The sequence below is a fragment of the Actinomadura sp. ATCC 39365 genome, assembly GCF_054392275.1.
Genome location: NZ_CP184335.1, coordinates 7,724,893 through 7,750,169, shown reverse-complemented (window position 1 = coordinate 7,750,169; position 25,277 = coordinate 7,724,893). Strand labels below are relative to the sequence as shown.

Here is a 25,277-nt window from a genome sequence, read left to right as displayed (position 1 = left end):
AGCCGGACGCGCCCCGCCATGCGCCCAAGGACCCCCTCAACCGCGAAAAGATAGTCGGACACGTCGAGCGGCAGCGGGAACACCATGGACGAGGACACACCGGTCAGCGAGGGGGACGCGGGGTTCGGCATCGGAGCCGTCTCCCGGCGCCTCGGCATCCCCGCGCCGACGTTGCGCACCTGGAACCTGCGCTACGGCCTGGGCCCCAGCCGCCGCAGCCCCGGGGGCCACCGCCGCTACGGCGCCGCCGACGTGCGGCGGCTGGCCGAGATGAAACGCCTGATCGCCACCGGCCTGGTGCCGGCCGAGGCCGCCAGGCTCGCCCTCTCGCTGCCCGACACCCCTGCCGCGCAGCCCCCGGCATGCGGACGACACCCATCGCCTCCGGCCGGCGGACGCCGCAGCCTCCCGGCGGGCGGCGGACGCCGCAGCCTCCCGGCGGGCGGCCCGCGCCGCGGAAGGTCGTCGCCGCGCTGGCCCGCGCCGCCGTCATGCTCGACGGCCGCGCCGTCGCCGCCCTGGTCGAGGAGACGCTGGCCGCGCAGGGCGTGGTGTGGACGTGGGAGCACCTCTTCCTGCCCGCGCTCGACGCCGTCTGCCGGGGTCAGGACGCGACCGGGTCCGGCATCGACGCCGAGCACCTGCTGTCCGGCCACCTTCAGGCGGCGCTGCACCGGCTCGCCGGTGACGTGCCGCCGCGGGCGGACCGGCCGGTGCTCCTGGCGTGCGCCGAGGAGGAGCAGCACAGCCTTCCGGTGCACGCCCTGGCCGCCGCGCTCGCCGAACGCGGCGTGCAGACCCGCGTGCTCGGCGCCCGCACCCCCTACACGGCACTGGCGCACGCGATGCGCCGGCTCGGTCCCGCGGCCGTGTTCGTCTGGTCGCAGCGGGCGGAGACCGGCGACACCGCCCCTCTTGCGGCCCTGCCCCAGGTGCGTCCCGCCTGCCGGGTCGTCATCGGCGGGCGCGGCTGGCAGGGCCGGACCCCGGCGGGTGTCGTCCGGGTGGCGACGCTGCCCGACGCCGTCGCATGCGTCATGTCGACCCTGATTTGAGCCGCCCTTTCCCCCGATGAGCTTGTGACCGCCTGCCGTGCCTCGGTATGAATAAGTTTTGAATAGGTTTTTGCGGTGAGGGGCAGGCGCATGGACACCAGTGACGAGGAAGCGCTCGGCGAGTGCTACCGCACGCACGCTCCCTCCGTGCGCTCCTATCTGCGCCGGTTCGTGCCCGCCCAGGAGGTGGAGGACCTGCTGCAGGTCGTCTTCGCCGACGTCTGGCGCTCGCGCCGGCGGTACGACCCCAGGCGCAGCCAGGCCGCGTGGGTCTTCGCCATCGCCCACCGCCGCGCCGTCGACCATCTGCGGGTGCGGCGGTTGCTGACCGTGCCGCTGCAGGAGGCGGGCGATCTGCCGGGACGCGCCCGGCCGGCGCCCGACGCGCTCGGCGACCGCGACCAGATCGACCGGGCGCTCGCCGAGCTGTCGGACGCCCAGCGGCAGGCCATCGAGCTGGCCTACTTCGCCGACCTGACCCAGCGGGAGATCGCCGACCACCTGCGCGTGCCCATCGGCACCGTCAAGGCCCGCATCTCGCGCGGGCTGCACCGGCTCTCGGTCCTCCTGGAACAGCACGAGCCGCCGATGTATACGCCGTAAACGCCCATAGTTTACTCTGTATACATGCGAGCACTGGTGAAGAGGCGGCTGTGGATCGCAGGTCTGGCGACCGTCGTCGTCCTGATGGGGGCGACGGGGGCCGGGGCCTGGTTCGGCAGCGAGCAGTCGATCGGCGTCGTCCGCTACGGCACGGGCAACACCGAGGTCCTGGCCGTGCGGGGCGACCTGGTGACGCTCACGCGGACACCGGAGACCGGCAAGCCGGGCACGTACTGGCTGGAGTGGACCGGCTCGTACGCCATGCTCGGGGACGTCGTCCCCGGCGCGGGGGACCGGGTGACGCGCAAGGTGCTGCGCGGTCACGTCCCCTCGGCCGGCACGCCCGGCTGGTTCGGCAACGTGCCGCCCGGCGATCCGGAGGTGGCCTGGGGGATCGGCTACACCGAGATCATGGTGCCCACCGAGCTGGGGCCCGCGCCGGCCTGGTACGTGCCCGGCGAGGGCGACACCTGGGTCGTCGCCGTCCACGGCCAGAACGGGCGGCGCAAGGCGGAGCTGAAGGTCCTGCCCGTCGTGCACGGGCTGCGGCTGCCCTTCCTGGACATCAGCTACCGCAACGACCAGGGCGCGCCCGCCTCACCCGACGGGCTGCTGCACCTGGGCGACTCGGAGTGGCGCGACCTGGAGGCCGCCCTGCGCCACGCGCGGACCATGGGGGCACGGCGGTTCGTCCTGTACGGCACCTCGATGGGCGGCCAGGTCGTCGGGCAGTTCCTGGACCGGTCGCCGCTGGCGGCCCTGGTCGACCGGGTCGTCATGGACGCCCCCATGATCGACGTCGGCATGACCGCCGAACAGGGCGTCAGGAACCACCACCTGCCCGCCTTCATGGCCGGGCTGTCGAACCAGGTCGTCCGGTGGCGTACCGGGGTCGATCCGGACCGGCTCAGCCTGATCCGGCGTCCGCCGCGGGTCCGGCCGCCGCTCCTGCTGATCCACACCGTTCCCGACACCGAGCACCCGATCCAGGAGGCGTACGGTCTCGTGGCCGCGGGCAGGCGGCTGGGGTGGGAGATCCGGTTCGAGCCGTTCGAGCGGGGCGGGCACACGGAGGCGTGGAACGTCGACCGCGCCCGCTACGACCGCCTCGTCCGTGACTTCCTCTCCCCGGGCGCCTCCCCGACCTGAGCCCCCGGGCGGGACGCCGGTTCGACCTGGGCGTCGTCGCCGTCCCGCTGGTCACCTTCCTCCTCGCCCGCGCCCGGACCCGGCGCGCGGTGGCGGCCGGATGACCGGGCTTGATCATCTGCCCGGCGTCAGCGTGATCTTGCCGCGGACGAGACCGCGCTCGGCCTCGCGGTGCACGTCGGCCAGCGACTCCAGCGGGCGGACGGCCGCCTCGACGTCCACCACGCCCTTGTCGATCAGCGCCACGAGCTCGGCGAGCTGCCCCGGGTCGTTGCGGGCCACGAACCGGACGGCGCGCGGGTGGTCGATCGGCAGGGTGATCGAGACGAACTCCTCGGCCAGCTCCGTCACCGCGGCGGGCACGTCGGCCACCAGGTTGATCAGCACGTCGTTGCCGCCCGGCAAGGGGCCGGCGGTGTAGTCCACGACCTCGTCCGCGCCCAGCGCCCGTACGGCGGCGGCGCTGCGCGGCCCGGCGGTGGCCACCACGTACGCGCCCGCGTGCTTGGCCAGCTGCACGGCGAACAGCCCGACGCCGCCGCCCGCGCCGTTGATCAGCACCCGGCTGCCGGGGCCGATGCGGGCGTGCTCGAAGACCGCCTGCCAGGCGGTGAGCCCGGCCACCGGCACGGCGGCCGCGGCCGTCAGCGGGATCCGCCGCGGCGCCCTGGCCAGCATGCTCGCCTTCGCGACCGCGTACCCGGCCGCCGCGCCGTCGATGAGCCCGATCACCCGGTCGCCGGGGACGAGGTCGCCCGCCCCGGTGAGCACGGTGCCCGCGACGTCCCAGCCGAGCGTGTGCGGCAGGGTGCCGCCGAACACCTCCCGCAGCATGCCCGCGCGCAGAGCCACCTCCGAGGGGTTGAACGACGTGGCGGCCACCTCGATGAGCACCTCGCCAGCTCCGGGCCGCGGCACCGGCGCCTCCTCCACCCTGATCACCGAGGCGTCGCCGTACTCGTGCACGCGGGCGGCCCGCATGGTGCCGAGGAAGTCCGCGGCGTGCTCGCTCGCCCACGTCCCGAAGTCGCTCGCGGGCACTCCGGTGACCTCCTCCACGGTCGGGGTGGACGGGCCCGGCTCGGTGAGCGCACTCAGCATGCCGTCCACGGCGGAGGCGGGCCACCCCAGGCCGAGCAGCCGCCGCCTGGCCTCCTCGGGAGGCTCCTCCGCCCACCGCACCGGCCGGCCGATCGCCTCGCCGATCAACCGCGCCTGCTCCCGCTGGGTCAGCGGCCGCGGTCCGGTCAGCGTGTGGACCGCGCCGTGGTGCCCTCCGTCGAGCAGCGCGCGCACCGCGACGGCCGCGACGTCCCGCTCGTGGACGGGGGAGAAGACCGCCTCCCCGTACGGCTGCCGCACGACGCCCGTCCGGACCTGCCCGGCCCACCGCAGGGCGTTGGCCGCGAACGCGTGCGGGCGCAGCACCGTCCATTCCCGGGCGGTCCCGGCGATCAGGCGCTCGATCTCGACCTCGTGCGGACGCGCGGCGGCCGAGGACAGGTAGACCACCCGCCGGGCGCCGATCAGCTTCAGCACCTCGCGGCCCCCCTCCGCCGAGGCGAACGGCCACAGCAGGAACACCGCGTCCACCCCGTCGAGGGCCGCCGCCAGCGCGGCCGGGTCGGTCAGCTCCCTCGTCACCGTGCGGACGTCGGCGCCCGCCTCCTTCAACTGCTTCACCAGCGGACGGCCGATCGTGCCGGTCGCCCCGCTGACCAGGACTCTTGTCATGCCGTCAACCCTAGGAGCCATCAATGAGGCGTCCAATGAGTCTGCGTGCTGGATTAATACGCGATCGTCTTCCGCACTAGACTCCCACCATGGACGTACTGAGCGACGTGGTCGCCTCCATGCGCATCGGCGTGCCGCGCTCGGCGCGGGTCGAGTGGCCGGCGCCCTGGGGGCAGCGCTTCCCGTCGGTGCCCGGGTCGGCGGGTTTCCAGGTCGTGCTGCGCGGCTCGTGCTGGGCGATCCCGCCGGAGGGCGAGCCGTTCCCGGTCGGCACGGGCGACGTGCTGTTCTTCCCCCACGGTCACGGCTACGGGCTGGCCGACTCGCCCGACCGAGCCCTCCCGGAGCCCGACTGCGACCCCTACGCCCCGGCCGAGCTGTTCGCCTCGGCCTCGATGGAGGGCGCCGGGCCCGTCACCGTGACGCTCTGCGGCGGCTACCGGCTCGACGCCGGCCGGGCGCATCCGCTGCTCGGCGGGCTGCCCGAGATGATCCACCTGCCCACCGGGCTGGGCCGCAACACCGACCTGCGCGCCGCCGTCGAGCTGCTCGGCAAGGAGATCGACGACCCGCGGCCGGGCGCCGACCTGGTGGTCCCGGCGCTGCTGGACATGCTGCTGCTGTACATCCTGCGTGCCTGGTTCGACGCCTCGGCCGACCACTGCGAGGGGGGCAACTGGGCCGCCGCGCTGGCCGACCCGGCCGTCGGCGCCGCGCTCGACGGCATCCACCGCGATCCCGCCCACCCCTGGACGGTCGAGTCGCTCGGCCACCGGGCCCGGCTGTCGCGCGCGGCCTTCTCCCGCCGCTTCACCCAGTTCGTCGGCCGGCCGCCGCTGAGCTACCTGACCTGGTGGCGGCTGAGCACGGCCGCGCGCATGCTGCGCGACTCCGACGCCGCGCTGAGCACGGTCGCCGCCGCGGTCGGCTACGGCTCGGAGTTCGCCTTCGCCAACGCCTTCAAACGCGAGTACGGCATGCCCCCCGGCAAGTACCGCCGCGTCGGCTGCCCGGCCCCCGGGAGCGGGTGAGCCCGTCCGTACCGGGGTCAGCCGTTGGCCGCCAGCAGGCGGGCGCCGAGGGCGGTCAGGTGGTGGTGGACGGCCTGGCCGTTGCGGCGGGTGGCGATCAGCCCGGCGTTGCGCAGCACGGTGACGTGCTCGGAGGCGGTGGAGGCGCTGACCCTGAGCCGCCCGGCCAGTTCGTCCGTACGGCAGCCGTGTCCACCGACGGCCCGCATCACCCGCGCCCGCGCCCGCCCGACCAGCGCGGCGAGCGTGTCGAAAGCCGGGGACGGCAGCACCTGGCGGTCGCCGTCGGGGATCGGGACCGTGAGCACCGAGCTGCGCCGGTCCCGGGTGGTGGCGATGCCCAGGTAGCGGGGCGAGGCGCCGGAGATCGGATGGAGCAGCAGGCCGCGTCCGCCCAGATCGACCGTGATCGGCGGGCCGCCCGCGACGACCATGCCGCCGCCGTCCCAGGACAGCCGCGGGCTGAGGGTGCTGAGCGCGGAGCCGAGCCCGATCCGCGCCACCGTCTCCTGGTAGGCGGCCAGGCGGGTTTCGAGCCTCCGGCGCATGCCGGGCCATTCGGGGGCGAGGAAACGGTGGAAGAGCACGTACATGCTGTCGGCCAGGGCCCGGCGGAACCGCGCCGGGTCCATGTCGAGGTCGGGCCGTCCCGGCACCCCGCTGAAGCGCCACAGGTCGCCGCCGAACTCGCGCTCCTCGGGTGGGGTGTCCAGGGCGGCGAGCGCGTCGAGCTCGTCGGAGAGCGCGGCGGTCTCGATCGGCGGGGCCACCTCGGAGGTGACCAGCCCCTCGTGCAGGGTGACGCGGGAGGCGCCGCGGTTGAGTATGTCGAGCAGCGGCAGCGTCCGGCGCGGCACGGTCCTGGCGATGTCCCGCCAGATCGAGCCCTTCTCGGTCAAGTCGGGATGGTGGACGCTGAAGGCCGCGAAGATCGCGTGGGTCAGGGGCGAGACCACGAACCGGGTGGCCGCGAGGTCGCCCACCTGGAAGTTGAGACGCATGCGCCAATCGTCGCCTGATGATCGATTTCAAGCAATCGTCCGGTTGACGGGGGAGCTCTTCGGTGCCCGGCCGAAGAGATTGTGCGCACCCCGGCGCGCCCCGACCATGGCAGCGAACGGCCCGCGCCCGCCGCTGAGGAGAACAACATGCGAAGACACCCCCGGACGTCCGGCACGACAGGCCGGCGGGCCCGCCGCGGCCTGTGCGCCGCCGCCGCTGCCCTCCTGGTCGCGGCCACCTCGACGACCCCGGCCCACGCCGCCGACAACGGGGCCCACAACGAGGACTGGGTCTACCGTTCGGACTCCCTGTGCGTCCTGGTCTACGCCGAGATGCTGGACCTCTCCCACGTCAACGCCGGCTCCTACCAGACGTCCGCGGCGAACGTCTTCGGGCCGAACGACGGCATCCCGTGCGGCCGTGGACGGGCCGTGCCCGCCGGCCATCTCGCGATACGTCAAGTCGTGCTCGTCTACAACCTGAACACCCAGGTCTGGGGCGCCTGCCTGGGCCTGGACTCCGACTGGCGTTACACCCCCAACACCACCTCTCACGCCGACTGGTACATGTGGAGCGGCGAGGGGTCCAACCCCGCCCCCTGCGGCACCGCCTGGTACGCGACGCTGGCCTTCGGATACGTCTGGGACGGCGGCTGGAACGGCGGCTCCCTGCCGTCGGGCAACGTGTGGCTCACCGCCAAGTACGGCCTCCAGGCGAAGACGCCACCGGCGCAGCCGCCGCGCCCGTCCTGGATCACCGGCACGGGCGCGGTCGACCCGAGCAGGCTCCCGGACCACCTGCCGCTCATCGGCGCCGACGGCGAACCCAAGCGCACGAGCTCGGGCGACGCCGCCACCGTCGACACCGCCACCTTGTTCGGGCCGCCGTCCCAGCCGCCGCCCGGCTAGATCTGCTCCTCCGGGTCGCCGTCCGCCGCCGGGGCCGGGGCGATCTGCAGCGGTGCCGTGGCCCCGCCGGTGAGCTCGCGCCCCTGGCCCAGGACATGGTCGAGCTGCCTGGCCAGCAGCGGGACGGTCGCCGGCGGCAGGTACGCGTCCGCGCCGGCATCGAGCAGCCGCCGGACCGGGCCGTGGTACCGGACCCCGAGCTCCGGGTCCTCGATCTCGGTGACGACCACGCGGGCCTTCGGGAACATCGACCGCAGTCCGGCGATCAGCTGCGGGCTGCCGGCGGGCACCAGCAGCACGTCGGCGGTCGCCGGGGCGGCGTGCATGTCGAGCACCACGTAGTCGGCCCCGAGCCGGTCGGACAGCGCGACCCGGGCGGCGTTCGACAGCTCCATCGCGGTGGCCACGACCGTCACGTCGTCGTGGCCGACCGGCGGCGGATCGTCGGGCTCGTCCGGCGCCCCGCGGTCGACGACGGCGCCCTGGACCACGTCGACGGTGCTGGAGATCGTCGCGATCGACGCGCCGTCACGCGTGAGGACCAGGCTCTCGCCGGGTTCGAGGGCGTCGACGAGCGCGACGACGTCCTCGGGCAGGCGGGCCACGTCGATCCGCGGCGCCGGACGAGCGGCGCGTCCGCGCCTCACCATGCCCGCGCCCCCGAGGCGCCGCCCGAGCGGACCAACATCCGGACCCCCTTCCGATGCCGTGATCTTGTTGGACGCCCCCGCCCGGCCGATGGTTCGGAGCCGCGCCCAAGTTCCCGGACCTACCGGCCGAAGGCGCCGCCCTCGACGAGGATGAGCAGGCCCAGGCCGATCAGGACCACGGGCAGCAGGACGTGCCCCCACCGGCTCAGGGCGCGGGCGACCAGGGGACGGGTGGCGAAGAACCGTCCGGCCGCGCACCACACGCCGACCAGCACGAGGAACACGACGACGTACCCGCCGGTGCCGGCCGGTCCCGCGGTGGCGAAGACCGGTACGTACACGCCGATGTTGTCGCCGCCGTTGGCGAAGGTGACCGCGGCGACCTCCAGCGTCCTCGGGCCGCCGGGCGGCTCGCCGTCCGGTTCGCCGTCGTCACCGTCGCGGTGGTTCCGCCACGCCTGCCAGGCGGCCTTGACGCCCAGGGCGAGGGGGAGCAGCCCCAGGTACGGGATCAGCGACCCGGGCAGGAAGGTCGCCCCGAAGCCGGCCGCCACGGCCACCGCCACGAGGGCGAGGAAGCCCAGGTACTGGCCCGCCACGATCCGCACGGCGACGCCCCGCCGGCCCGCGCCCTGGGCGAAGAACAGCGCCAGGATCAGGATGTCGTCGATGTTGGTGACGGCGAACAGCCCCGCGGCCTGCCCGACGATGCCCAGGTTCACCAGAGAGGGTCCTTCTGTCCGGAGGATGCCCGGATGACCCTATCGGGACGTAGGCGGGCCCGGGCGTTCACCCGCGGGCGGCGGCGGACGGCCCGTGCCAGGGCGAGCAGATCCACCGCGTCGGCGGCGGCGTCATCAGGTACGAGCAGTTCGGGGCGCGGTCCGTCTGCCCGGCCGGCACCTACCAGCACTGGCACCAGGTCCACATCCGCTGCGGGATCGAGCCGGAGCGCCCCGGGCCCATGGTGGGAGGCACGTCCGTCTCGGAGGAGTGGTGCCCCAAGAACACCCTTCTCCACGACTACTGGGTCACCCAGGGGCCTCAGGAAGGCTGACCGGGAACCGGCGGGTCAGCCCACCCGGCGGCCGCCTGCTGCCCGAGCCCAGGCCGGGGCCCATGTCCCGGCCTGGCGCTCGGCCGCCGTGGCGGCGAGGTGGGCGCGGAGGGTGGCCAGCGCCGGGTGCGGGTTGTCGCGGTGCCACAGGAGCGAGTGCGGGTAGACGGGCGTGGGGCCGGTCACCGGGATGCGGCGCAGCCCGTGACCGGCGGGCCAGACGAGCCGGGTCCGGTCACCCATGAACGTGGCCAGGGCCGGGGTGTCGGCGATGGTGTCGAGGAGCACGTCGGAGCCGAAGTTGGGGCCGGTCGCCTCGATGGTGAGGCCGAACTCGGCGACCAGGTCGTCGTAGAAGGCGGTCCACTCCGTGCCGGGGGTGAGGCCGGGCATCCAGATCCGGTGTCCGGCGAGCTGGGCGAGGGTCACCGAGCGGGCGCCGGCCAGCGCGTGGGCGGGGCCGGTGAGGAGCTGGAGGGCCTCGTCGACCACCCAGGCGGACTCGACGTCCTCGGGAAGGGGCCGGCCGGGCACGGCGACGGCGCGGAAGGAGGCGTCGATCGTGCCGGACCGGATGGCGGCGATGGCCGCGTCGATGTCGAACAACATCACCACGTCGAGGTCGATGCCGGGGTACGCGTGATGGAAGCCGCGCATCAGGCCCGACCCCACGCCGCGCGAGGCCAGCACGTCGACGCGCAGCGGACGGCTGCCCGCCCGCACGGACGCGACCGCCCGCTCGGCGACCCGCAGCAGCTCGCGGGCGTGCGGCAGGAACGCCTGCCCGTCGATGGTGAGCTTCGTGCCGCGCGGGGTGCGGGTGAACAGCCGCACCCCGAGGTCGCGTTCCAGGGCGGCGATGCGCTTGGAGACGGCCTGCTGGGTGACCGCCAGGTCGGCGGCGGCCTCCTGGAACTGCCCCGCCTCGGCGGCGGCGACGAAGGTCCGGACGATGTCGAGGTCCATGCGCACACCTTACGGACACAACCACCGGTTGTGCGGATCGGGGTGTCCGGTTGTTTGATCTCCTGCTGGCCGGCCCGATTGGATGCTCCCGATCGCGTATCGGTTGTACGGGCGAATGACGAGGAGCGTCGGACATGAGGAACGGGCACCGGCTGGGCCGCCGGTTCGGCTGGTTGTGGGCGGCGTACGGCACCAGCGCGCTCGGCACGTGGCTCGCCTTCGGCGCCTTCCCGCTGATCGCCGTCCAGGTGCTGCACGCCGGGCCGGCGGAGGTCGCGGCGTTGTCGGCCGTGGGCGCGGCGGTGGGCGCGGCCGTGGCGGTGCCGCTCGGCCCGTGGGTGGAGTTCCGCCGCAAGCGGCCCGTGCTGATCGGGGCGGACCTGGTGCGGTTCGCGGCGCTGCTGACGATCCCCGCCGCGTTCGCGTTCGGCGCGCTCACCTTCGTCCAGCTCCTGCTGGTCTCGGTCGTGGTGGCGGCGGCCGACATCACCTTCCGCGCCGCCTCCGGGGCGTACCTCAAGACGCTGCTGCCGAGCGAGCACCTGCTCGTCGCGAACGCCCGCCTGGAGTCCACGACCTGGACGACCACGATCGTCGGGCCGCCGCTGGGCGGCGCCGCCATCGTGCTCCTCGGCCCGGTCGCGACGGTGGTGGCCGACGCGGTCAGCTACCTGCTGTCGGCCCTGGGCGTCCGCGCGGCGGGCGGCGGCGAGCCGCGCCCCGAACGGCGGGAGCCCGCGCGCATGCGCGCCGGCGACCTGCTCGACGGCTGGCGGTACATCCTCGCCGACGCCGCGCTGCGCCCGCTGTTCCTCAACACCGCCCTGTTCAACGGGCTGCTGATGGCCGCCGACGCGCTGCTGGCCGTCCTGATGCTCGGCCGGCTGGGGTTCACCTCGTGGCAGTACGGTCTCGCCTTCGCCGTGCCCGCGGTCGGCGGGCTGCTCGGGGCGCGGCTGGCCCGTCCGCTGGTCACCCGGTTCGGCCAGCACCGCGTCCTGGTCGTGACCGGGACGCTGCGCGCGGTGTGGCCCGTCGGGCTGGCCTTCGTGGGGCCGGGCACCGGCGGGCTGCTGCTGGTGATGGGCGTCGAACTCGGGCTCATCTTCTGCTGCGGCGTCTTCAACCCCGTCTCGGCCACCTACCGCCTCGAACGCACCGCGAACGACCGGATCACCCGCACGTTGTCGGCCTGGTCGGTGACGACCAAGGCGTCGACCGCGCTGCTGACGGCCGCGTGGGGGGTGCTGGGCGCCCTGCTCGGCCCCCGTACGGCCATCGGCCTGGCCGGCGTGCTGTTGCTGGCGACCCCGCTGCTGCTGCCCCGGCGCGCCGCGGCGGCCCTTCCCGAGCCGGTGCCGGCGTCCCACGCCTGAATCCCCTCAACACCAAGGAGACAACGATGACCGTCACGTCCCCCGAGCTCGATCCCCGGACGGCCGCGCTGCTCGTCCTGGACCTCCAGCAGGGCGTGCTCGCCTCGCTGCCCGGCCTGGAGGAGCAGGAGGCGCTGCTGTCCCGGGTGGCCGACGCCGCCGCCGGCATGCGCGCGCACGGCGCCCTCGTCGTCCACGTGCGGCTCGGCTTCACCGAGGCCGACTGGGCGGCGATCCCGGCCGCAAACCCGACGTTCTCGTTCATCGGCCGCGGACGCCTGCTGCACCACGAGGACCCCGGCACCGACTTCCACCGGCGGGTCGCCCCCGAACCCGGGGACCTCGTCGTCCGTAAGACCCGGGTCGGCGCGCTGTCCACGACGGACCTCGACCGCCGGTTGCGGGAGCGCGGGATCACCACCCTGGTCGTCGCCGGGCTCACCACCAGCGGCGCCGTCCTGTCCACCGTCGTCGACGCCGCCGACCGCGACTACCGGCTGCACGTGCTGTCGGACGGGGTCGCCGATCCGGACCGGCACGTCCACCGGACGCTGATGAGCGGCGTGTTCCCGAGAACGGCCCACGTCATCGACACCGCCGGGCTGCGTTCGCTCCTGCGCGAGAGCCGATGACCGCCAACCGTTCGATTTCACTTTCGTATCGCGGGCGGGCCGAATTTACCCGTGGCCTCAATACTGGATGCATGGCTCCCTCGAACGGCGACTTCGACGCGTTCGCCTCGATGATCGACGAAAGAGTCACGGCACGCGGGGCCGCTCCGGCGGCCCTGGTCGTGAAGATCTATAAGGGCACGCGGGCGGTCGCCCCCGGCGTCGTGGTAAAGGCGCTCGTCGGCCGGCTGCGCACGGCGGACGACCGGCCCCTCGTCCCGTACGCCGAGGTCGACGAGGCCATCGACCTGGGGCGGGTCGTCGTCCAGCTGGGGAACACGACGCCACGCGGCTGGGGCACGGTGCGATTTCCCCGTTATCGGGCCTTAAAGGCGATAAAGGAGGGCGAGCAGGCAACCGGCGCGCTCCAGCTGGCCTTTCACGACCTTCATCCAAATCTCGCCTATTTCGTACGGAGTGCCAACCAAGTAGGCGGATTGTCGTTGTTTTTCCAGGTTCTCCTGTTCATCCTGGCGGGCTGGGCGATCCGCGGAGTTTTCCGCTGGTCGTGGCGCCGCCGGACCCGCGCCTGGTTCCCCGGCTACATCGGGCATGACAGGGCCGACTTCTTCCCGGAAGCCGGCCGGCTCATGTGGGGTCCCGACCGCGAGAAGCAGGAGGGAGCCCTGCTACGGGCGCTTCTGTGCGACCTGGAGGCGGCCTTCACCCCGAGGCTGTCACCGTGGCGGCGGCGTCGCCGGAGCAGGTTCGTGCTCTTCGTCACCGGCGACGCCGCCCTCACCGACCGCGTCGCCGAAGCCGCGCGGGACACCCGCGTACGTCGCACGGTCGTGATCGCCGCGCCGGAGTCCGGCGCCGAGGCCTCGAGCCCGGACCTCAGGTGGGCGGCGAGCGTTCTCGACGGCGAGGCGGCCCTCGACCCGGCGGAGGGCGTCATCCAGGGGACCGGCGGCCTCGACGCCGCCGCCCTGGCGGGCCGGACCAAGATCCCCGTGCGGCTCGGCAGCCCCGGGCTCGCCGCGACGGAGGCCGTGGCGCAGGGCCTGGCCGCCGTCGGCCTGGCGGCTGTGCTCGCGATCCCCTGGCTGCCCCCGATCCGGCCACCGGACACCTCCTGCCTCGCGCAGCCCGCGCCCGGCCCGGCGAGCCCGCCCGCCCCGGTCCCGGACGCCGCCGGGGCGCAGAACCTCTACGTCGCGGACAAGCAGCGGATCGAGACCGAGAACGCCAGGGTCGAGGCCAAGGAGAAACAGGGATACACCGTCAAGACCGTGGTGTACCTCGGCTCCGGGGTCGCCACCTTCGAGCACCCCGAGTACAACGGCGTGCTCCCCGAACTGCGCGGGATCGGGCTGGCCCAGCAGAAGATGAACGACATGGCGGAGGCCACCCCGCACAGCCGGCGCAACTACGACGGCAACGTCTTCGTGCGGGTGAACGTCCAGGAGGCCGGCGCCGGCTACGCGAAGGCGCCCGAGATGGCGCGCCGGATCGCGGCCCAGCCGGACCGGAAGGTGCTCGGCGTCATCGGGCTGGGCGAGAGCAGGAAGGAGACGATCGAGGCCCAGCGGATCCTCGGCGAGGGCGGCCTGCCCATGCTGGGCATCGGCGCCACCTCGGAGACCTTCCAGTCGCACCCGCTGTATCACCAGGTCTCCTACGACAACCCGGAACAGGCCCGGCTGATCGCGGCCTTCGTCAGGAACGCCGGCGTCATCCCCGCCGGGGACGGCACGTGCGCCCCCGCAGCGTCGGCCGTCATCCTCGGCGACCCCGACGACGACTACAGCAAGACCCTCAGCGACGACTTCGCCGCCGTGTTCCGTCCGAGCACCCAGCTGTGGTTCTCGCCGTCGAGCAAGAGCCCCCAGCCCGGCGGCAAGACGGTGTACAGCCTGTCGGCGCTGGCCGACGAGACCTGCGCGATCGTCGCCAAGGACCCGCGGCGCACCCTGGTCTTCTGGCCGGGACGGGCCCAGCGGCTGCGCGACTTCCTGCAGACCGTCAAGGGCAAGAACGCGTGCCCGAGCGCCCTCACCGTGCTGGCCGGGGCCGACGTCACCACCACGGTGACGCGCGCGCAGCAGCTGTCCTTCGACGGCGTCACGCTGTACTACTCGGCGCACGCGCTCCCCAGCAGGCCGCCGAACGAGATGGGCAAGGAGTACCTCTCCCGCTACTCCGCCGCCTACGGACACGACGCCTGGTACGACCACTGGCGCGGGCCGCTCGCCTACGACGCCCTCATGACCATGGCCACGGCCGTCAACACCGTCTGCCAGCTCAACAAGGCGGCGGGCTGCGGACGGGGCTCGGTGCAGGTCCTGTCCTCCTTCGGCGTCGGCGGGGACGCCGGCCTGCGCGGCGCGACGGGGACGATCGTCTACCCGAGCGATCCGCGCAACGCCTCGGGCGCGGTGACCGTCGTGCCGTCCGACAAGAGGTTCCTCATCCTCCGGGAGACTCCCCAAGGGCCGGTGGTGGCCATGGAGTGCGGCCGCCGCGACGGCGGCGACGTGAAGACCACCTGGGGCCCGCACGACGAGTTCGCCTGCCCCCGGCGCTGACCCCGGGCGCGGGCCCGTCACCTCGGGATCAGGCGCCGCTCCTGGTGCGCAGGACGAGGCCGCCGTCGCCCGCGGGCCCGAACCCGAGCTCCCGCAGCTCGGGGACGTCGATCGCGGTGACCACGCCCAGCGCGCCCGCCTCGGCCACCTCGCGGACCGCGAGGAGGGCCAGCGCCCGGCGCACCCCGGCCGGGACGCCGGGCAGCACGTACAACACGTCGAGGCGGGCCAGGGTGTGGCGCTCGTCCTCCCAGGACGCGGCCGTGTGGCCGACGAAGGGCTTCCCACGGGCGTTGTCGACGTAGGCCTGGAGCCAGCAGGCGAGCCTCGCCTCGGCGATCAGCCGCCGGGGGACGCCGACGTCCAGCCCCTCCCTGGCCAGCCAGAACCCGGCGTCGGCGGCGGGCGCGTCGTCGTCGAGGGGGACCGCGCCGACGAAGTACCCGGCCGGCCAGACGTCCGGGGCGTCGCGGGTGTCCAGCAGGACCCGGCCGTCGCGGACCGTCCGGCGGCTCCGGCGGACCAGCCCGGTGTCCAGCTCCTCCATGAGGAGGAACTCGACGTCACAGGCCCACTCGGCGGCCGAGGACACCGGAAGGCCGGTCCACGCGCTCTCCGGCGCCGCCGGGAACCCGATCCGCAGGGCGTAGGTGTTCGGGTCGCGCCGCCAGCGGAAGGCCACCAGCATGCCGTCACCCTCCGCCACGACCTCGACCCCGGCGAACCCCGCCGTCACGGCGCCCGGACGCAGCAGCCGCGCCCGGACGGCCGCGAGCACATCGGCCCTGAACCACTCGGCAGTCACGCCTCCAGGCTGTCACACCCGCGCGCGGGCGTGACCGTTCCTCACCTGTCGCCGGGCTCCGCGGGGCAGGGGTCGCCGACGTGGACGCGCGGGACCGGGTAGAGCACCTTGCGACGCTGCTCGGTCAGCCCGCCGAGCCAGGACTCGTCGTAGACGTAGCCGTACCTGCTGCCCGCCCATACCGGGCCGTAGCGGTAGATGACCACGCGGCGCTCGCCGGGGTTGGTACGGGTGGAGCCGCCGTGCATGAGCCCGTCCACGAAGAGCAGCGCGTCGCCCTTCTCCAGGTGGACGGGGATCGCGCCCGGCAGGGTGTCCATGCGGTCGCCCCTGGCGTAGTCGCCGCCCAGCGGGTGCCGGAAGTTCGACTTGTGCGAGCCGGGCACCACCATCGTCGCGCCGTCGCCCTCGCCGACGTCGGTCAGCGCGAGGATGATGTTGACCTGGCCGCAGCGGAAGACGCCGTGGTCGTAGCGGTAGCCGCAGCGCAGCGCGGTGCGGTAGCCGCCGGAGTGCACGGGGTGGTGCCCGCCCGACTCGCGGATCGAGGCGATCGTCTCGTCGACGAAGACCCCGGGGATGTAGCTGTCCTCCTCGCCCGCGTAGTGCCTGACCAGGTCGAACCAGCTCGGGTGGTCGACCAGCTCCTCGAACGGCCGGCCCGCCGCGACCGCCTGGTGCAGCTCGAAGCCGGTCTCGGGGGTGTAGTCGCGGCGCTGGGCGCCCCGGTACCACTCGCCCCTGGCGAGGTGGCGGGGGAAGGCGTCGAACTCCTCGTTGAGCCGCCGCAGCAGATCCGCGTCCACGGCGTTCCTGAGGATCAGGTAGCCGTTGAGGTCGAACATGAAGTCGTCCAGCTCGGACATGGTGGAACCTCCGGGGTGTGGTGAGATGCCGCTACTCTGCCTCGGCGACCTCATTCCGGTCATCCACCCGGAAGATCCGAGATGTCGCATATCCTCAAGGTGTGCGATCTCTGGCCCAGGTCATCGGCCTGCAGGCGTTCCACGTGACGTCGGGCCCCATGCCCCGCTCCCACATCCACCCCGAGGTCGAGTTCAACCTCGTCCTGTCGGGCACCGCCAGGTACGCGACCGTCGGCGGCGAGGTGGACCTGCCGCCCGGCCGTCTCGCCGTCTTCTGGGGCGGCTACCCGCACCGGCTGCTCACGGCCGAGGGCGTGGACTTCCTCTGGGCCACCGTCCCCCTGAGCGCCGTCATCGGCCACGACCGGCTGCGCGGCGCGGTCGAGCGGGCGCTGTCGGGGGAGTTCCTGTACGGCACCGCCGCCGAGGGCGAGCACGACCGTTTCCTCATGGGCCGCTGGGACCGGGAGCTGCGCCACGAGCCGGCCCCCGCCGTGGCCGAGGTCTGCCTGCTGGAGATGCACGCCCGGCTGGCCCGCCTGACCGGGGGGCCGCGCGAGGCGGCGCCCGCCGAAGCGGCGGCGGCCGGATCGGCCGAGCGGATGCTGGCCGTCGTCGCCCGCCACTACACCGACCGGCTGTCGGTCGAGGAGATCGCCGAAGCCGCCGGGGTGCACCCCACCTACGCGGCCCTGGCCTTCAAACGGGCCCTCGGCATGCCCGTCTGGCAGTACGTCACCCGGTTGCGGGTCGCCCACGCGTGCCGGTTGCTGCTGGTCACCGGCTGGGGCGTCGACAGGGTCGCGCACGCCAGCGGCTTCCAGACGAGGTCGAGCTTCTACCGGGCCTTCGGCGAGTCGACCGGCCTGACTCCCACGGAGTTCAGGCGGCGGGCGATCGCCGACGGGGGTGCCCTCCGTGACGCCCGCCGGGAGGCGCACGGTGACGCGGAGGCCGCCGGACGGGCGGGGGACGAGCTCGAGGGTGCCGTCGTGCGCCCGGACGATGCTGCCGACGATCGCCAGGCCCAGCCCGACCCCCGCGTGGTCGGCGCGGACGCGGTCGGTGCCGCGCCGGAACGGCTCGACGAGCGTGGGAACCACGTCCGGGGGCAGCTCGTCGCCGGTGTTCTCGACGGTGAGGACCACCGTCCCGGCGTGAACGGCGGTCGTGACCCACACCGTGCCCTGGCCGGGCAGGTTGTGGACGATCGCGTTGTGCACGAGGTTCGTCGTCATCTGGAGCAGCAGCGCGGGTGAGCCCGTGGCGGGGGTCAGGTCGCCAGCGGTCTCGACGGCGAGGCCGCGCCGCTCGGCGAGGTGCAGCAGCGTCTCGACGGCCTCCTCCGCGATCAGCGACAGGTCGACGCGCTCGCGCGGGAAGGACCGCTGGTCGGCGCGGCTGAGCAGGAGCAACGCCTCGGTGAGGTCGATCGCCCGGCTGTTGACCAGATGGAGGCGGTCGACGAGCCCGGCGGGGTCACGGGTGGGGTCGGTGCGGGCGACGTCGAGGAGCGTCCGGGCGACGGCGAGCGGGGTGCGCAGCTCGTGGGAGGCGTTGGCGGCGAACCTCCGCTGCTCGGCGACGTGCGTTTCGAGCCGGGCGAGCATGGTGTCGAAGGCGTCGGCGAGCTCGCGCAGCTCGTCCGCGCGGCCCGGCAGCCGGATGCGGTGGGAGAGCGAGCCGCCGGTGGCCCTGCGGGCGGCGTCCGTGATGCGGGTCAGGGGCGCGAGCATCCGGCCGGCCAGCAACCACCCGCCCACGAGGCCGAACACCAGCAGGAACGCCAGCACGAGAGCCGCGAACGGGGCGAACGACCGCACGATGGCCGACCGGTTGACCAGGAAGTCGCCGGTGGAGTAGATGGCGTCATCGGGCAGACCGCGCATGTAGTAGACCCCCACCGCGCCGAGCGGCAGGAGGCCCGCGACCACGAGGAACCCGGCGTAGCTCAGGGTGAGCTTGAGCCGCACGCTCAGGCCGGGGGTCCTACCCATGGTCCTCCCCCTCGCGCCCGGCGGCGGGCGCCGTGTCGATGCGGTAGCCGACCCCCGCCACGGTGGCGATCACCCAGGGCTCGCCGAGGCGCTTGCGCAGGGACGAGACCGTGATGCGGACGGCGTTGGTGAAGGGGTCGGCGTTCTCGTCCCACGCCCGCTCCAGGAGCTCTTCGGCGCTGACGACCCCGCCCTCGGCGGCGACGAGGACTTCGAGCACGGCGAACTGCTTGCGGGTGAGCGGAACGTAGCGGCCGTCGCGGAAGACCTCGCGGCGGAACGGGTCCAGGCGCAGGCCCGCGATCTCGCGCACCGGCGGCCTGCTGTGGGCGCGCCGGCGGTCGAGCGCTCTGAGGCGGAGCACGAGTTCGCGCAGCTCGAAGGGTTTGGTGAGGTAGTCGTCGGCGCCGAGTTCGAACCCGCTGGCCTTGTCGTCGAGCCGGTCGGCGGCGGTGAGCATGAGGATGGGCATGCCGCTGCCGGAGGCGACGATGTGCCCGGCTATCTCGTCGCCCGAGGGGCCCGGGATGTCGCGGTCGAGGACGGCGATGTCGTAGGCGTTGACGCTCAGCAGCTCCAGGGCGGTGTTCCCGTCGCCGGCGATGTCGGCGGCGATCGCTTCCAGGCGCAGGCCGTCGCGGACGGCTTCGGCCAGATAGGGCTCGTCCTCGACGATCAGTACCCGCATACCCCTGACCGTACGGCCCTGGGCCTATCGCCGGCATATGAAAAATCCCATACGGGCCGGCAACGGCCCGCTGCCTTGACTGGCCGCATGACACCCAGCGGACCAGCACGAACGGCAGCCCGCCGGACCCGGTCGGCCCTGGTGGCCGCGCTTGTCGTCCTCGGCGTGGCGCTCGCCGCCGGCGTCGTCGTCCACCAGGCGGTGACGTCCCTGACCGCCTCGGCGTACGACGGGGCCGAGGGGGCCGTGCCCGAAGGCGTGACGGTGTTCGACGACGGGATCCCGGCCGTCGCCGGCCTCGACGCCGATCTGCTCGGTGCCCTGCGCCGGGCGGCGGCCGAGGCCGCGGGCGACGGGGTCGAGTTCGTGGTCAACAGCGGCCGGCGTTCCCCCGCGTACCAGGAACGGCTGCGCCGTGAGGCGGTCGCCCGGTACGGCTCGGAGCAGGAGGCCGCCCGATGGGTGGCCTCCCCGGACACGTCGTTGCACGTGTCCGGGGACGCGGTCGACCTGGGGGCCGCCGCCGCCGGATGGTTGTCGGCGCACGGCGCCGCGTACGGGCTGTGCCAGATCTACCGGAACGAGCCCTGGCACTACGAACTGCGTCCGAAGGCCGTCGACCGCGGCTGCCCGCGCATGTACGCCGACCCCACCCGCGACCCGAGGCTGCGGCGCTGACCGGCGTCCCCCTCAGGACAGGGGCACGCCGCGGTAGGCGCGCCAGAGCGCCAGGTCGTAGCCCAGTCCCAGGGCCGCGCCGAGCAGCAGCCCGGTACGACCGTCCTCCGCGGCGGCGCCGCCGGGTCAGGTGGCGGGTTCGAGGTGGACGTGCAGGTCGGTGGCGTGGGCGGGAGCGGGGGCGCCGTCCGGGTCGGTGACGGCGGTCACGGCCAGGCCGGCGGTCGCGGCCAGCTCCTCGAACACCTCGCGGGAGTACCAGTGCAGGACCCACGGGCGCTCGGCGACGCTGACGTCCGGGCCGTGGTGGCGTTCGTAGCGCAGGACGGTCGTCTGCGTCCGGGCGGTCTCGTCGCGTCGCTGGGAGACGACCGACACCCGCAGGTCGGCGCCGTCGGGGGCGACGGCCGTGCGTGCCCGGCCGATCTGGTCGGCCGGGGCCGGGTCGGGGGTGAACAGGGGCACCAGCGCGGCGCCGCCCTCGTCCAGGTGGGCGCGGATGCCGCGCAGGGCGGCCAGCGCCGTGGCGTCGTCGGGGAGCAGGGTGAAGGTCGGCCCGGCGAGGAAGATCGCCCGGTAGCGGCGGGGCAGGCTCAGGCTCTCCATGCGCTGGTGGAACAGCGTCACGGACACGTCCAGCTCGCCGGCCCGGCGCCGGAGCCGGGCCAGCATGTCCGCCGAGGAGTCGACGCCGTCGACCTCCAGGCCGCGCCGGCGCAGCTCCAGCAGGGGATCGCCGTCCCCGCAGCCCAGCTCCAGCGCGGGGACGCCGGCGCGCTCGACGAAGGCGGCATAGGGCTCCGGGTCCTGGGAGACGGACTTCAGCGGTCCGTAGAGCTCCGCGACGATGCCGGTGTAGAAGTCAGCTGGATCCACCTTCGCCACAGTACGCACATGATCCAGAAGGTTCACTCCATTATCGAGTCCGGGACGGCCGTCGAGACGTGCCAGAAGCCGGCGTACCGGCCGCCGCGGCGCAGCAGCTCGTCGTGGCCGCCCGCCTCCACGATCCGGCCGCCGTCGAGGAAGACGACGCGGTCGGCGCGCCGGACGGTCCGCATGCGATGGGCGACCATGACCACCGTGCGCCCCGCCATCAGGCGCTCGACGCCCTCGTGGACGGCCGCCTCGTTCACCGGGTCCAGCGCGGAGGTCACCTCGTCCAGCAGCACGATGGGGGCGTTCTTCAGCAGCGCCCGCGCGATCGAGACGCGCTGGCGCTCACCGCCGGACAGCAGCGCCCCGCCCTCGCCGACGCTCGCCGCCCATCCGCCGGGCAGCCGCTCGACCACCTCGTCCAGCCGGGCCGCGGTCGCCGCCGCCCGCACCTCGGCCTCGTCGGCGTCCGGACGGCCGAGCCGCACGTTGTCCTCGATCGTGCCGTCGAAGAGGTAGACGTCCTGGAAGACGACGGCGATCCGGCTCATCAGTGCCTCGGTGCTGATGTCGCGCACGTCCACGCCGCCCATGCGGACCGCGCCCGCGTCCACGTCGTGGAAGCGGGCCAGCAGTTGCAGCAGGGTGCTCTTGCCCGCCCCCGACGGCCCGACCACGGCCAGCCGCTGCCCCTCGGCCACGGAGAACGACACGTCGCCGAGCACCGTGCGGTCGCCGTGCCGGAAGGCGACGGACTCGAACGCCAGGTCGTGGCGTACCGGCTCGACCGGTTCGCGCGGCTCCGGCAGCGGCTCGGTGCTCAGCACCGCGTCCAGCCTGGCCAGCACGGAACGCGCGGCACGCAGCTTGCCCCCGACCTCCGACAGCGACAGCAGCGGATCCGCGCAGCGGGCGGTCAGCACCAGCACCGCCAGGACCTCCGCCACGCCGATCTCCCCGCCCAGCGCGAGGTAGGCGCCCAGCGCCAGGATCACGCTGAACGCGACCTGCACCACCAGCGCCAGCCCCACCACACCGGGCAACGTCGAGACCACCGTACGGCGGGAGGCCCGCCGCACCTCGCGCAGCGAGTCGTCGAGCAGCGCGAACCGTTCGCCGGTGCGGCCCGCGGCCCGCAGCACCGGCTGGGTCTGGAGGAACTCGACGACCCGCCCCGCGGCCTCCTTGTCACCCTCGTGGCGCTCGGCGTCGGCCGCTGCCGTCGAACGAGCCGTCCAGCTCTGGACCGCCGCCACGACGGGCGCGGCGGCCAGCGCGGCCAGCCCCGTCCGCCAGTCGACGGTGAACATCACGGCGACGATGGTCAACGGCGTGACCAGCGCGGAGACGAACGGCGCCAGCAGGTGGGCGATGATGCCCATCGCCTGCAACAGGCCGCGGCTGGCCATGACGGACACCTCGCCGACCCGGTCGGCGTCGTACCAGCCGAGGGGCAGCCGGGCCAGGTGCTCGCCGAGCCGGTGGTACATGCCGCGCAACATCGAGGTCCCCACCCGCATGCCGGCCAGGTCGCTGGCGTAGCGCAGCGCGGCGTAGACCGCTACCGCGGCCCCGAAGGCGCCCAGCCAGGGCCAGGCGTCGGCGGGCGCGCCGCCGAACAGCGCCCGCAGCACGGGCACCAGCAGCACGTAGGACAGCCCCTCGGCCACGGCGGTCGTCGTCATCAGGGCCACGGTGCGGCGCGCCGGCCCGGCGTACCGGTGTCCCAGCACGCGCAGCAACATGCGGATCATCGGGATCGTTCTCCTTGCGGCACGGCGTCGCGGACTTCGGTCTCGTCGGTGAGCGCCGATCGGTGGGACCGCCAGAACGCGGCGAACCGCCCGTTCCGCGCCAGCAGGTCGGCGGGCCTGCCGCGCTCGACGATCGTCCCGTCCTCCAGGACGGCGACGGTGTCGGCGTCGATGATGGTCTCCAGGCGGTGGGCGATGACCAGGATCGTCCGCTCGCCCTCCAGCGTCGCCAGGGCGCGGCGCACCGCCTGCTCGGTCTGCGGGTCGGCGAAGGCGGTCGCCTCGTCGAGCACCAGCACGGGTGTGGCGGCGAGCAGCGCGCGGGCGATCGAGATGCGCTGCGCCTCGCCGCCCGACAGGCCGGTCTCCTCGCCGATCACCGTGTCGTACCCGTGCGGCAGTTCCAGGACGCGGTCGTGGATCTGCGCGAGCCGGGCGGCGCGCACGATCGCCTCGCGGCCGGCGTCCGGCACGCCCAGGGCGATGTTGTCCGCGACCGACGCGCGCAGCAGGCGGACGTCCTGGAAGACGAAGGAGACCCGCCGGTAGAGCTCCCGGCTGCCGATCTCGCGCAGATCGACCCCGCCCAGGACGACCGAGCCGTGCGTCGGGTCGAAGAACCGCGGCAACAGCCGCACCAGCGTGGACTTCCCGCCGCCCGACGGCCCGACGACCGCCGTGACCGTGCCGGGCTCCAGCTCCAGATCGATCCCGCGCAGCACCTCGCGGCCGTCGTCGTAGCCGAACCGCACGTCCCGCAGCTCGATCCGGTGCCCCCGGGGAACGACCGGACGGGCGGGCTCCGGCAGCGGCGGCGCCGCGAGCACGTCCTTGATCCGGCCGACCGCGCGCCGGGCGGCCTGGAAGTCGTCGAAGCCGTGGCCGAGCGCCGCGACCGGGGCCGTCAGGCCGAGCCCGAGCAGCAGGAAGGGCAGCAGGTCGGCCGGGGCCAGGCCGCCGCCCGTGATCAGGGCCGCACCGCCGGCCAGCACGACCAGCAGCACGAACGGCGGCGACAACACGACCTGCATCCCCGCCGCGATCAGGGACATGCCGCGCGCCCACCGGCCGAAGATGCCGGCGAAGTCGTCGGCGGCGCGCAGGAAGGCGCGGTGGGCGCGCCCGGAGCCGCCGAACGCCTTGACCACCGCGATGCCCTGCACGAACTCCACGACGGAACTCGCGATGCGTCCCATGGCGGCGTCGAACTCCTCCTGCTCGCGCAGCCGCGCGGGCCGCATCATCAGCGGCACCAGCGCCAGGGCCAGCGCCACCGGGATCAGCGTGATCAGGGTGAGCCGCCAGTCGACGGTCAGCAGGTAGACCAGCGACACCGCCGGCACCACGAACGCCGTGGCCAGGTCGCCGGGGGCGTGGGCGATGAACGGATGCACCGCGCTCACGTCCTCGCCCACCACCTTGGCCAGCTCGCCCGTACGGCGGGTGGACAACCAGCCGAGCGGCACGCGCCCGAGCCGGTCCGCCAGCCGCCGTCGTAACGACAGCTGCACCCGGCCGTCGAGCACGTGCCCGAGCCCCGACGACGCGCCCGTCAGCAGCAGCCGCACGAACAGCCCGGCCACGCCCACGAGCACCGCGAGCCGGACGCGACCGGCGTCCACCGGGCCCGGCGACAGCAGGACGCGGCCCACCTCGACGACCGCCAGCAGCGGCGCCAGGCCCGCGACCGCGCCGATCACCTGCGACACGACGACCGCGACGAACGCCGGGACGTGCGGACGCAGCAGCCCGCCCGCGCCCGGCTCCGGCGGTGGGACGGCCTCGGGCTGCTCGGGGACGGTCTCTGGCTGCTCGGGGGCGGGCCGGTGTCCCCGGCTCGGATCGCGGCTGCCGGTCATGGGTCCTCCAATTCCGCTACCTGAAGTATCGATACTTACGGTAGCGCAATAAGTTATCGTTCAGGCATGACCCGAGCGAGCACTTCCGCCAGACCGCCCGGTCGCCCGCGCTCCGGTGTCAACGCCGAGGTGTTCGCCGCCACGTTGCGCACCGTCCACGAGCTCGGCTACGCGCGGGCCACCGTCGAGCGCATCGCCGCCGCGGCCGGTGTGGCGAAGACGACGGTCTACCGGCGCTGGCCGACGAAGGGCGAGCTGATCGTCGACTGCCTGCTCGACGCGTTCGGCCCGGCGCCGCTGGAGGGCGCCGACCGGGCCGAGATCATGTCCTCGACCATCCGCTGGATCGCGGGAAAGATCAGCGAGCCGGGCACGGGTGACGCGTTCGCGGGCGTGTTCAGCGACGCCGTCAGCGATCCCGCCCTGCGCGAGGTCCTGTCCACCCGGTTCCAGGACCCGTACCGGCTGGCGCTCCAGGAGGCGCTCGGCGAGCCGGAGCAGCGCGTCCTGCTCTACATCGACGTCGTCGTCGGCACCTTGCTCCACCGGATGGGCATGACCGGCGAGCCGATGGTCGCGGCCGACGTCGACGCGCTGATCGAGATGGTTCTGCGGCACTTCGCCGACGGCCCCAGGAGCACGCCCGGCGCCTGATCCGGATCGGCTCCGCGGGCGGTCAGGCTGCGGGTTCCGGCCGGAGCGGACGGGCCGGGCGTCGCCGTACGCCGACGCCCGGCGCCTTGGCCGGTGAGGGGGTCACGACACCCCGAAGGCGCTCTTGTTCGGCAGGCCCTGACTGCGGGCGGCGTCCTGGACGGCGTTGTGGACGTGGGCCGTGCCCGCCGGGGCCGGCCAGGCGGGGCCGAAGCCGGGGTAGGGGTGGGGCAGCGGTACGGGAGCGGCCGCGCGGGCCGGGCCGGTCAGCGCGGCGGAGGCCAGCACGCCGGCCGCTGCTGCGGTGATCGTGAGGGCGGCTGATGCGCGTCTTCTCTTGAACATTCGAGGTCCCTTCGATGTGGTCGGG

22 protein-coding genes and 3 pseudogenes are annotated in these 25,277 nt (G+C 74.0%); 12 read left to right on the top strand and 13 right to left on the bottom strand.

Annotated elements, in window-relative coordinates; translation table 11 throughout:
• Positions 1 to 84: 84 nt before the first annotated feature.
• The 4 genes and pseudogenes from ACNF49_RS37740 to ACNF49_RS37725 all read left to right on the top strand — a co-directional run.
• Positions 85 to 264: pseudogene (locus ACNF49_RS37740) on the top strand (MerR family transcriptional regulator); the annotation flags it as partial.
• A gap of 98 nt (positions 265 to 362) precedes the next feature.
• Positions 363 to 1,055, top strand: a complete 693-nt coding sequence (locus tag ACNF49_RS37735; RefSeq protein WP_482940603.1) for a hypothetical protein — start codon at positions 363 to 365, stop codon at positions 1,053 to 1,055.
• A 90-nt stretch (positions 1,056 to 1,145) separates the two neighbouring features.
• On the top strand, positions 1,146 to 1,658 hold the full coding sequence (locus ACNF49_RS37730) for an RNA polymerase sigma factor (protein WP_482940602.1): 513 nt from the start codon (positions 1,146 to 1,148) through the stop codon (positions 1,656 to 1,658).
• A 24-nt stretch (positions 1,659 to 1,682) separates the two neighbouring features.
• Positions 1,683 to 2,807 carry an alpha/beta hydrolase family protein gene (locus ACNF49_RS37725; protein WP_482940601.1) on the top strand — a complete coding sequence of 375 codons (1,125 nt, stop codon included), beginning with the start codon at positions 1,683 to 1,685 and terminating at the stop codon, positions 2,805 to 2,807.
• Positions 2,808 to 2,921: 114 nt separating this feature from the next.
• On the opposite strand, the gene ACNF49_RS37720 is transcribed toward ACNF49_RS37725, so the two are convergent.
• Entirely contained in the window at positions 2,922 to 4,541 is a 1,620-nt protein-coding gene (locus ACNF49_RS37720) for an alcohol dehydrogenase catalytic domain-containing protein (RefSeq protein WP_482940600.1), read from the bottom strand.
• Between the two features lie 89 nt (positions 4,542 to 4,630).
• On the opposite strand from ACNF49_RS37720, the gene ACNF49_RS37715 reads away from it, so the two are divergent.
• Complete coding sequence (locus tag ACNF49_RS37715) at positions 4,631 to 5,572, top strand: AraC family transcriptional regulator (RefSeq protein ID WP_357971794.1); 942 nt, start codon at positions 4,631 to 4,633, stop codon at positions 5,570 to 5,572.
• A gap of 17 nt (positions 5,573 to 5,589) precedes the next feature.
• On the opposite strand, the gene ACNF49_RS37710 is transcribed toward ACNF49_RS37715, so the two are convergent.
• Positions 5,590 to 6,573, bottom strand: coding sequence for an ArsR/SmtB family transcription factor (locus tag ACNF49_RS37710; protein ID WP_357971792.1), 984 nt, complete (start codon positions 6,571 to 6,573; stop codon positions 5,590 to 5,592).
• A 147-nt stretch (positions 6,574 to 6,720) separates the two neighbouring features.
• Here ACNF49_RS37710 and ACNF49_RS37705 point away from each other — a divergent pair, with 147 nt between their 5' ends.
• Positions 6,721 to 7,482: a hypothetical protein gene (locus tag ACNF49_RS37705; protein WP_482940599.1), complete on the top strand. Its 762-nt coding sequence runs from the start codon at positions 6,721 to 6,723 to the stop codon at positions 7,480 to 7,482.
• On the opposite strand, the gene ACNF49_RS37700 is transcribed toward ACNF49_RS37705, so the two are convergent.
• The 3 genes from ACNF49_RS37700 to ACNF49_RS37690 form a co-directional block, all read right to left on the bottom strand.
• On the bottom strand, positions 7,479 to 8,132 hold the full coding sequence (locus ACNF49_RS37700) for a hypothetical protein (protein ID WP_482940598.1): 654 nt from the start codon (positions 8,130 to 8,132) through the stop codon (positions 7,479 to 7,481). The genes ACNF49_RS37705 and ACNF49_RS37700 overlap by 4 nt on opposite strands.
• Before the next feature lie 119 nt (positions 8,133 to 8,251).
• On the bottom strand, positions 8,252 to 8,854 hold the full coding sequence (locus ACNF49_RS37695) for a cadmium resistance transporter (protein ID WP_357971786.1): 603 nt from the start codon (positions 8,852 to 8,854) through the stop codon (positions 8,252 to 8,254).
• Between the two features lie 350 nt (positions 8,855 to 9,204).
• On the bottom strand, positions 9,205 to 10,155 hold the full coding sequence (locus ACNF49_RS37690) for a LysR family transcriptional regulator (protein WP_357971784.1): 951 nt from the start codon (positions 10,153 to 10,155) through the stop codon (positions 9,205 to 9,207).
• 134 nt (positions 10,156 to 10,289) lie between these two features.
• On the opposite strand from ACNF49_RS37690, the gene ACNF49_RS37685 reads away from it, so the two are divergent.
• The 3 genes from ACNF49_RS37685 to ACNF49_RS37675 all read left to right on the top strand — a co-directional run bounded on the left by ACNF49_RS37685 (position 10,290) and on the right by ACNF49_RS37675 (position 14,730).
• Positions 10,290 to 11,531: an MFS transporter gene (locus tag ACNF49_RS37685; protein ID WP_482940597.1), complete on the top strand. Its 1,242-nt coding sequence runs from the start codon at positions 10,290 to 10,292 to the stop codon at positions 11,529 to 11,531.
• A 26-nt stretch (positions 11,532 to 11,557) separates the two neighbouring features.
• Positions 11,558 to 12,163 (top strand): cysteine hydrolase family protein, encoded by a 606-nt coding sequence (locus ACNF49_RS37680; protein WP_482940596.1) that lies wholly within the window; start codon positions 11,558 to 11,560, stop codon positions 12,161 to 12,163.
• Positions 12,164 to 12,234: 71 nt separating this feature from the next.
• Entirely contained in the window at positions 12,235 to 14,730 is a 2,496-nt protein-coding gene (locus tag ACNF49_RS37675) for a type 1 periplasmic-binding domain-containing protein (RefSeq protein WP_498703289.1), read from the top strand.
• Positions 14,731 to 14,758: 28 nt separating this feature from the next.
• On the opposite strand, the gene ACNF49_RS37670 is transcribed toward ACNF49_RS37675, so the two are convergent.
• Positions 14,759 to 15,535, bottom strand: coding sequence for a hypothetical protein (locus ACNF49_RS37670; RefSeq protein ID WP_482940594.1), 777 nt, complete (start codon positions 15,533 to 15,535; stop codon positions 14,759 to 14,761).
• A gap of 41 nt (positions 15,536 to 15,576) precedes the next feature.
• Complete coding sequence (locus ACNF49_RS37665) at positions 15,577 to 16,401, bottom strand: phytanoyl-CoA dioxygenase family protein (protein WP_357971774.1); 825 nt, start codon at positions 16,399 to 16,401, stop codon at positions 15,577 to 15,579.
• Positions 16,402 to 16,559: 158 nt separating this feature from the next.
• On the opposite strand from ACNF49_RS37665, the pseudogene ACNF49_RS37660 reads away from it, so the two are divergent.
• Positions 16,560 to 17,282, top strand: a pseudogene (locus tag ACNF49_RS37660) (helix-turn-helix domain-containing protein); the annotation flags it as partial.
• Positions 17,283 to 17,387: 105 nt separating this feature from the next.
• Here ACNF49_RS37660 and ACNF49_RS37655 read toward each other — a convergent pair.
• Both ACNF49_RS37655 and ACNF49_RS37650 read right to left on the bottom strand, forming a co-directional pair.
• Positions 17,388 to 18,137 (bottom strand): annotated as a pseudogene (locus ACNF49_RS37655) (sensor histidine kinase); the annotation flags it as partial.
• A 253-nt stretch (positions 18,138 to 18,390) separates the two neighbouring features.
• Positions 18,391 to 19,086 carry a response regulator transcription factor gene (locus ACNF49_RS37650; RefSeq protein WP_482940592.1) on the bottom strand — a complete coding sequence of 232 codons (696 nt, stop codon included), beginning with the start codon at positions 19,084 to 19,086 and terminating at the stop codon, positions 18,391 to 18,393.
• 87 nt (positions 19,087 to 19,173) lie between these two features.
• On the opposite strand from ACNF49_RS37650, the gene ACNF49_RS37645 reads away from it, so the two are divergent.
• Entirely contained in the window at positions 19,174 to 19,764 is a 591-nt protein-coding gene (locus tag ACNF49_RS37645; RefSeq protein WP_482940591.1) for a M15 family metallopeptidase, read from the top strand.
• Between the two features lie 126 nt (positions 19,765 to 19,890).
• Here ACNF49_RS37645 and ACNF49_RS37640 read toward each other — a convergent pair whose 3' ends face one another.
• From ACNF49_RS37640 to ACNF49_RS37630, 3 genes are read right to left on the bottom strand one after another with little or no spacing between them, the layout of a single operon-like run.
• Positions 19,891 to 20,640, bottom strand: coding sequence for a class I SAM-dependent methyltransferase (locus ACNF49_RS37640; protein ID WP_357971764.1), 750 nt, complete (start codon positions 20,638 to 20,640; stop codon positions 19,891 to 19,893).
• Between the two features lie 32 nt (positions 20,641 to 20,672).
• Positions 20,673 to 22,394, bottom strand: coding sequence for an ABC transporter ATP-binding protein (locus tag ACNF49_RS37635; RefSeq protein ID WP_482940590.1), 1,722 nt, complete (start codon positions 22,392 to 22,394; stop codon positions 20,673 to 20,675).
• A complete protein-coding gene (locus tag ACNF49_RS37630) occupies positions 22,391 to 24,253 on the bottom strand; it encodes an ABC transporter ATP-binding protein (RefSeq protein WP_482940589.1) in 1,863 nt (620 codons plus the stop codon). Before ACNF49_RS37630 ends, ACNF49_RS37635 begins: the two co-directional genes overlap by 4 nt.
• 66 nt (positions 24,254 to 24,319) lie before the next feature.
• Here ACNF49_RS37630 and ACNF49_RS37625 point away from each other — a divergent pair, with 66 nt between their 5' ends.
• Complete coding sequence (locus ACNF49_RS37625; RefSeq protein ID WP_482940588.1) at positions 24,320 to 24,907, top strand: TetR/AcrR family transcriptional regulator; 588 nt, start codon at positions 24,320 to 24,322, stop codon at positions 24,905 to 24,907.
• 102 nt (positions 24,908 to 25,009) lie between these two features.
• Here the strand turns inward: ACNF49_RS37625 and ACNF49_RS37620 are convergent, their stop codons facing one another.
• The gene (locus ACNF49_RS37620) at positions 25,010 to 25,252 is read right to left on the bottom strand and encodes a hypothetical protein (protein ID WP_482940587.1); all 243 of its coding nucleotides are present in this window, start codon (positions 25,250 to 25,252) and stop codon (positions 25,010 to 25,012) included.
• Positions 25,253 to 25,277: the final 25 nt, after the last annotated feature.